This window comes from Spirulina sp. 06S082 (genome assembly GCF_034932145.1).
Lineage (GTDB): Bacteria > Cyanobacteriota > Cyanobacteriia > Cyanobacteriales > Spirulinaceae > CCY15215.
In genome coordinates this window covers 47,060-55,491 of sequence record NZ_JAYGHV010000384.1, presented here as the reverse complement: position 1 = coordinate 55,491, position 8,432 = coordinate 47,060, and the positions used below count along the sequence as shown (strand labels likewise).

At 41.1% G+C, this 8,432-nt stretch carries 4 protein-coding genes; 1 reads left to right on the top strand and 3 read right to left on the bottom strand.

Going from position 1 to position 8,432, the window contains the following annotated elements; genetic code table 11:
* Positions 1-42: 42 nt before the first annotated feature.
* On the bottom strand, positions 43-1,518 hold the full coding sequence (locus tag VB714_RS21745; RefSeq protein ID WP_323226782.1) for a hypothetical protein: 1,476 nt from the start codon (positions 1,516-1,518) through the stop codon (positions 43-45).
* Positions 1,519-1,659: 141 nt separating this feature from the next.
* On the opposite strand from VB714_RS21745, the gene VB714_RS21740 reads away from it, so the two are divergent.
* The gene (locus tag VB714_RS21740) at positions 1,660-3,060 is read left to right on the top strand and encodes a (Fe-S)-binding protein (protein ID WP_323226781.1); all 1,401 of its coding nucleotides are present in this window, start codon (positions 1,660-1,662) and stop codon (positions 3,058-3,060) included.
* A gap of 104 nt (positions 3,061-3,164) precedes the next feature.
* On the opposite strand, the gene VB714_RS21735 is transcribed toward VB714_RS21740, so the two are convergent.
* A complete protein-coding gene (locus VB714_RS21735) occupies positions 3,165-4,637 on the bottom strand; it encodes an alpha-amylase (protein WP_323226780.1) in 1,473 nt (490 codons plus the stop codon).
* Positions 4,638-4,783: 146 nt separating this feature from the next.
* The gene (locus VB714_RS21730) at positions 4,784-8,407 is read right to left on the bottom strand and encodes a hydantoinase B/oxoprolinase family protein (protein WP_323226779.1); all 3,624 of its coding nucleotides are present in this window, start codon (positions 8,405-8,407) and stop codon (positions 4,784-4,786) included.
* Between the last annotated feature and the right edge of the window lie 25 nt (positions 8,408-8,432).

Sequence of the window (8,432 nt, the reverse complement as noted above, 5' to 3'; positions counted from 1 at the left end):
TTCTCACCTCACTCCAGAGGAAATGTTAGAAGTTGCCGTTCATTAAAAATTTCTTTTCAGAAATTTCCAAACTGCCACGATCGCATCCTCAACCCATGTCACGATCGCATCGACAAATTTGAGAACTTTTTCTAAGGGATGTTCGATATATCCCGTGGTTTTCGCGTCTACCTCCAGCCAATTATCATCGAGTTCGGGTTGATTTTCTGGCTTTTGAGCTAACTGAGTTTTAACTGTAGTCAGGGTGTTTTGTTCGGGGGATGGATCGGAAGGAGCAGTCATGGACTCTGATGTTGGTAAAGTGGAAGAAGATTGCGCGGGCTGGGATGGTAACGGTAGGGTTTGAGAACGATCGTACAATTCTTGGATTTCCCCCTCGACGATCGCCTTTCGTTGGGGAACTTGGGGGGTAAACTCTTCTCGGGAGCGATCGTAAAGTTCCTCCCACACTAACCAAGGATCGGGCTCAACACTAGAAGCATCAGCAGGCAAAGCCGGTTTGCGATCGTCGATGCCGAAAAAATAATCCATTGCTGCCCGCAGAAAATGTTGCATTTTAGTGAGGCGATCGCCATCGCTCAAGTCCTTGCTTTCCAACTCCTGCCACCAAAGTTCAAGGCGATCGCGTAAATGATTCTGTTTGCTTTCCAAAGTGGCGATCGCTTCATCTAATTCCACCACTAAATCGGCAACGGGAAGGGGAGGCAGCCAAATTTCCGTCCCTGGGGAGATGGCGATCGCGCTTTGAGTTTCTCCTGCAAGGAAGGACATTTCCTGCCATTGAGGAACAATTTTTGCCTCCTGAAACAGATCGATCGCTTGGGCAATGCTACCCTGTTGTTCCCAGCGCATCAATTGCCAAAACCAGCGAAGGGGAGGGGCAATATTAGGATTAACCGTTAAGGATGGGGGAATTAAATATTGTCGTGCTTTAATTCTTTGTAAATATTGCCGATAAGCATAATCTGCAAGTTCCCGACGAATGGTTTTTTCGAGGTGTACTTGTTGCTTTTTAGTGAGGAGATCGAGAGATTGATTCTCAACGGTTGCGAGAACTAAATGATGTTCGTTTAGGGTAGAGGCAATACCCCGAATGTGCTGCGTGTGGCTTGTTGTGACCGTTTGTCTGTTCGTATCGGTTGCCGGGGCGATCGCGGGCAGATTAGCCGTCCAGAGGACAGGAGGTGCAAAAGCGTGAATCTCATAATTGCCTGGAATCGTATCGAGAAGGGATTTAACGCTAGTTAAAGTTTTCCAAACCGGAGTATCGACGGGAAGATGGTCTCCTTGGGAAGTTTCCGGGAGAGGAATGGGGGCCACTTTTTGTTCGAGTTTCCAAACCAAAGCGCGTCCCCCTTGCGCGATGAGATAAGCAGGATAAACCAGGATTTGCGTTCCCCAAATTGCCGCAACTTTAGCACTGCGGAAGGTTTTCGCAAGGCGATCGCCCAGTACGATCCTCTGGCGATTGAGAAAGTTAAACAGGCGACTTTTATAGGGGCGCGGCGGGGAAATCATGGATCGTTGAAAATACTCTGGTTTTTATTCTCCCACACCGATCGGCGATCGCGAAATATTTCAAATCTCCAATCTGAGACAGAGGATTTTTTTGTTGCTTTGCGGTTTACTAGATAACTGTTTATTAAACGCTGCAAGTTCATGCAAATTTCAGAAACACCGTTTAAATTTCCTCAAAATACTTTAGATATTCCCGAATCTCCCTCTTTTGAGGAGGCGATCGCTGGCGATCGCCCCTTACAAGGATTTGACAAGAAAGACCCCCCCGCACAAAACCTCATCGATAGTTGCGTTCATTGCGGCTTTTGTTTGTCTACTTGTCCCAGTTATCGGGTTCTCGGGACGGAAATGGACTCACCGAGAGGTCGCATTTATCTCATGGATGCAATCAATAAAGGAGAAGGGTCTTTAGATGAGACAGCGATGCAGCATTTTGATAGTTGTTTGGGCTGTTTGGCTTGCGTTAGTACCTGTCCTTCCGGGGTACAATATGACCGCCTCATTTCCGCTACACGACCTCAAGTAGAGCGAAATCAACCGCGCAATTTAGGCGATCGTGTCTTTCGCGCTTTAATTTTTAATTTGTTTCCTTATCCTTTTCGCCTGCGTTTTTTATTAGTTTTATTGTGGATTTATCAAACCATTGGCTTGCAAAAATTAGTGCGATCGACGGGCTTCCTCCAGAAAATTTCTCCTCGTTTGGCGGCAATGGAATCCATTCTTCCTCATATCTCCCTCGGTAATATTTTCGATAATGATTTCCCCGAAACAATCCCATCAAAAGGGAAAAAACGCTATCGAGTTGGCGTAATTTTAGGATGCGTTCAACGTTTATTTTTTTCTCCAGTTAATGAAGCAACCGTGCGGGTTTTAACCGCGAATGGTTGCGAAGTTATTATTCCTAAAAATCAAGGCTGTTGTTCTGCACTCCCCACCCATCAAGGACAAGAAGAACAATCTCAACAACTGGCTCGCAATCTGATTGATAGTTTTGCCGATACAGATGTTGATGCTATTATTATTAACGCGGCGGGATGCGGTCATACATTAAAAGAATATGGTCATATTTTAAAAGATGATCGGAAATATCGCAAAAAAGCCAAAGCATTTTCAGCAAAAGTAAAGGATATCAACGAATTTTTAGCAGAAGTAGGCATCACGGCAAAATTATCCCCCTTAACTGACAAAGAATTACCGATTGTTTATCAAGATGCTTGTCATTTACTCCACGGTCAAAAAATCAGTTTACAACCTCGCCAACTCTTGCAACAAATTCCCGGTGTTAAATTAAAAGAACCGATTGATGCCGCATTATGTTGTGGTAGCGCAGGGGTTTACAATTTATTAAATCCAGAAGTAGCAGATGAGTTAGGACAGCAAAAAGTTGAGAATTTATTGAATACAAAAGCAGAATTAATTGCTTCTGCAAATCCAGGCTGTTCTTTGCAAATTGTCAAACATTTACGCTTGCAAGGCAAAAATATAAAACTCATGCACCCCATTGAATTATTGGATCGTTCAATTCGCAAAGTCGGTTTATAAAGAAATGAAAGATGAGAAAATAAAGCGTAACAACTAATTTTTTCAGAATTGTTTGTTACGCGATCGCTTTCACCCATCTAGATGAAAAAAGGGGCTTTCAGTGATTATTCTTGCACCCAAACGGAAACCGTACCGCCATTACAGCGAAACTCACCCCAGCCCTCATCATTTGTATAGATAGGTTCTTTGATATGTTCAGTCAAATCGATGAATTTGGTATTGATTTTACCAACTTCCATCGACTTAAATCCCTCCGGTCCGTTGCTGAGAATAACGGCCATTGCTTTCGGGTGTTCTTCATCTCCCAAGCGCGTCCAACCGATGGTGTTAAAATGGTCGAGATAATCGTATTGTGGCCCGTATCCGTAATGCTGGCGAGCATAAAGGAGCTTATCAATTATCCAACGGTGAGAAGGAAGATGAATGGGATAGCGATCGCCATCGGACCCATAATCCTCATAATCTGCCCCGTAATAATCGGCATAAAAAATGCAAGGATAGCCTTGTTCTCGCAGCAAAATTAGGGCATAAGCAATGGGTTTAAACCACGGTTTTACAGGAGATTCTAGCGCTTGTAAGGGTTGAGAATCGTGATTGTCAACGAGGGTTACAGCACAACTAGGACGCTGCTGTACTAAAGTATTGTCAAAAATTTGCTGCATATCATAATCCTCACCTTGCTCGCTGGCTCGATAAAAACTATAATGAAGGGAAACATCAAAAACAGATATTCGACCTTGAAATTCATCGAGATACCAATGCAATGTCTCGAGTTCGTCTTGCCAGTATTCAGCAACCACAAACAAATCTTTATTAAAAAATTTTTTGAGATCGTCTAACCAAGTCAGAAAGAATTTTGAAGGAATATGTTTGACTGCATCTAAACGCAATCCATCTGCTTTAATCAGATCGATATACCACTTTCCCCAATGAATCAGTTCTTCATAGGTTTCTGGATTGTCAAAATCCACATTGCATCCCATCAGATAGTCAAAGTTTCCTTTTTCTAAAGCAACGTAATCATTGAATTCTTTCCCTTCAAATAAATAAACATTGCCATCGTTTTGAGTATAATCGTCGTAGTCAACGGCATTAAAGTGATACCAGTGCCATTCAAAATCGGAATATTTTTTCTGGCGACCGGGAAAGGTAAAATGAGTAAAGGTTTTGATCTCCCGCATTTCTCCGCTTGCATTCAAGCGATTGTCTTGATGAAAGGGAGTAGCGTTAACAATTTCGGTTTCATCTCCTCCCAAACGGTGATTGAGAACAATATCGGCATAGACTTGAATATTAACCTCTTGTAGGGCAGCGATCGCCTCTAGATACTGGTCTTTGGTGCCGTATTTCGTGCGTTTCGTTCCTTTTTGGTCAAATTCTCCCAGATCGTACAGATCGTAGACAGAATAGCCGACATCATGAGTTTTTGCTGTACCTTTATAGGCGGGAGGCAACCACAAAGCCGTAATTCCTGCATCTGCTAATTCTTGTGCTTTAGTTTTAAGATCATTCCACAAGATTAGATCCGGATCGAGATACCAATGGAAATATTGCATCATTACGCCATTAGTAGACATAAGATAACTCCTGAAAAATTAGTTTTGATAATTGAGATAAAAATGGGTATTGCTAAAATAAAGACGAATATTAAGCTCTACACGATTCTATTCTTCTATTCTAGGAGAAATTTCTCGATTTAACGAAAAATCACCTATTTTCAATATTAATTTGCTGAATGACCATAACCCCCCCCTCCCGGTGTTACAATAATAAACACATCGGAAGGCTGCATTTCAACAACAGCAGTCCCTTCTAATTCTTCAACAGTTCCATCTTTTCTTTCAACCCAATTATGTCCCGTAGCACCTGCATTTCCTCCTTCTAAACCCAAGGGAGAAACGATCCTGCGACCGGATAAAATTCCTGCTGTCATTGACTCTAAAAAACGAACCCGACGAATAACACCATTTCCCCCCGTGTATCGTCCTTTTCCTCCACTATTGGGACGAATGCTGAAACTTTCTAAAAGTACCGGAAATCGCCATTCTAGAACCTCTGGATCGGTAAGGCGAGAATTAGTCATATTAGTTTGTACTGCATCCGTTCCATGAAAAGTTTTTCCCGCACCCGATCCCCCGCAAATTGTCTCATAATATTGGTATTTTTCATTACCAAAAGTGAAATTATTCATCGTTCCTTGAGAACCCGCGATCGCCCCTAATGCCCCATACAAACAATCGACAATCAATTGAGAAGTTTCCACATTTCCCGCTACCACAGCCGCCGGATATTGAGGGTTTAATAAACATCCTTCCGGAATAATAATTTCTAAGGGTTTTAAACAGCCTGCATTTAAAGGAATATCATCATCGACTAAGCTGCGAAAAACATACAAAACAGCCGCTTTACAAACAGCGAGAGGAGCATTAAAATTAGTATTTAATTGGGGAGATGTACCAGTAAAATCAATTTTAGCGCTACGATTCTGGTGGTTAATTGAGATATTAACTTGGATTTTTTCTCCTGTATCTAACTCGCAGGTAAAATGACCATCTTGAAGAACACTAACCACTTTTTGCACGGATTCGTTGGCATTATTTTTAACGTGAATCATATAATTGCAAACTGTTATCGATCCATAATATTGAATCATTTGCTCTAATTCTTGCATTCCTTTGGTATTAGCGGCAATTTGTGCCTGTAAATCTGCTATATTTTGTGCGAGATTGCGAACTGGATATTGACCAGAAGTTAAAATAGCCGATAATTCCCGTTCGCGAAATTCACTGATTTCGACCAACAAAAAATTGTCGATTAATATTCCTTCTTCTGCAATTGTTCTACTTTTTGGAGGCATTGAACCTGGAGTAATTCCGCCAATATCTGCATGATGTCCTCTCGATGCAACATAAAAGAGAGGATGTGCAGAAGAACTAGAAAAAACAGGTGTAATAACTGTAAGATCGGGGAGATGCGTTCCACCATTATAGGGATTATTAGAAAGATAAATATCTCCTCGTTTAATTATATACAATTTTGCATCAATTAAACTGCGAATACTTTCGCTCATTGAGCCTAAATGAACGGGGATATGCGGTGCATTAGCGATTAAATCTCCTTCGCTATCGAATATGGCACAAGAAAAGTCTAATCGTTCTTTGATATTAACAGAATAGCTAGTATTTTGTAGCGTTGTTCCCATTTGTTCTGCAATAGAACGAAACAAATTATTGAAGATTTCTAATAAAACTGAATCAGGTTTTGAACCTAATGCTTGTATGTTCACTGTTGCCTGTTGACTGTTATCCGTTGCCTTTTCCTTTGTTAAAATTAAACTCTTGCGATCGCTAATTTCTGCCTGCCAACCGAATTCCAAAACATTTGTACCAGTTGCTTCAATGATTAATGCTGGGCTAGGAATGATATCTCCCGGCTGTAAAGTTTCTCGCTTAAACACAGGAGTATAGTACCAATCATTAGACATATAAGTGGGCGCGATTCCTGCGAGTTTAGAGGGTAAATTTTTCCTTCTGACGGCGATCGATTCTTCCGGTGTATAAGTCGGACAAATTAACTCAATGGAAATTGTTTCTACTATTAAATTTTTCCCTTCCATAATAAATCCGTAACGCTGTTGATGTAATGTTACAAATTCTTGCCTCATGCTGGCAATATCGCCAAATTGTACAGTTAAACAAGAATCTGTTCCTTCATATTTAAGATAAATTTTCTTCTGAATTTCAACATCTTCAATCTGTTCGGGATTTTGGGCTTTTAATTCTTCTTGAGATTGAGCGATAAGTTTTGCTAAATGATGCTCCAGTTCTGAAATTAATGGTAGTTCTAATGTTGCCTCAATCGATTTTTCTCGCAAGATTCGTATCTCTGCTAAACCAATTCCATAAGCAGATAAAACCCCTGCATAAGGATGAATAAAAATTTGTTTTATACCCAACCTATCGGCAATTAAACAAGCGTGTTGACCTGCCGCACCTCCAAAGCAACAAAGTGTATATTCGGAGACATCATAGCCTCGTTGTAGAGAAATTTTTTTAATGGCATTGGCCATCTTTTCGATCGCGATCTCCAGAAATCCAGTAGCAACTTGTTCGGGAGTTCTTTCATCACCAATTTCTTGAGTGAGTTGTGTAAATTGTTCGCGAACAATTTCTGCATTTAAGGGTAAATCTGCATTTTCTCCAAAAACTTTTGGGAAGAATTCAGGCTGTAATTTACCCAACATAATATTACAGTCTGTTACCGTTAAAGGACCGCCTTTACCATAAGAAATAGGACCGGGATTTGCCCCCGCAGATTCAGGACCGACGCGATATCTTGCCCCATCAAACTGTAGAATTGAACCCCCTCCCGCAGCAATAGTATGAATAGACATCATAGGAGTTCTCAAACGCACTCCTGCAATTTCTGTTTCTAAAGTGCGTTCGTATTCTCCTGCATAATGGGTAACATCTGTAGAAGTTCCCCCCATATCAAAGCCAATAATTTTCTTAAAACCAGCAATTTGACAAGTTTTAACTGCACCGACAATTCCCCCCGCAGGTCCGGAAAGAATGCTATCTTTACCTTGGAATACAGAAGCATCGGTTAGTCCACCATTGGACTGCATAAACATTAATTGAGGAGATGACTTATTATTGGAGAAATGATTGCTAATTTGTTCGACATAGCGCCGTAAAATGGGAGATAAATAAGCATCTACAACGGTAGTATCGCCGCGACTGACTAACTTGATTAAATTACTAACTTGATGGGAAACAGAAATTTGCGAAAAGCCAATTTCTTTGGCAATTTCTGCAATTTTAATTTCATGTTGAGGATAGCGATAAGCGTGCATCAAAACAACGGCACAACTGCGAATTCCTTGATCATAAGCGACTTGTAAATCTTGGCGAACTTGTGGTATATTGAGAGGAGTTAGTTCTTCTCCTCGAGCCGTGTAACGTTCTTCAACTTCAATAACTTGTTCGTAGAGTATTTCTGGGAGAATAATCTCGCGGGCAAAGATATGGGGGCGATTTTGATAGCCAATTTTTAAAGCATCTCGAAATCCTTTGGTAATGGCCAGAACAACCCGATCGCCTTTTCTTTCTAAAAGAGCATTAGTGGCTACTGTTGTACCAATTTTAATAACTGCAATTTCTTCACTGGGAAGAGGAGAATGCTTGGCAAGTCCCAAAACATCACGAATGCCTTGAATAACTGCATCTTGGTAATGTTCTGGGTTTTCGGATAGTAGTTTATGAATTGTAATTTGGCGATCGGGGGAAATTGCGACAATATCGGTAAATGTGCCGCCGCGATCGGCAAAGAATTGCCATTTTTTCACAGTTTTGACTCCTTATTTTATTTTA

Excerpts from the sequence above, each read along its gene's own strand:
- VB714_RS21745 (WP_323226782.1), bottom strand. The coding sequence starts at position 1,518 with ATGATTTCCCCGCCGCGCCCCTATAAAAGTCGCCTGTTTAACTTTCTC.
- VB714_RS21735 (WP_323226780.1), bottom strand. The coding sequence starts at position 4,637 with ATGTCTACTAATGGCGTAATGATGCAATATTTCCATTGGTATCTCGAT.
- VB714_RS21740 (WP_323226781.1), top strand. The coding sequence starts at position 1,660 with ATGCAAATTTCAGAAACACCGTTTAAATTTCCTCAAAATACTTTAGAT.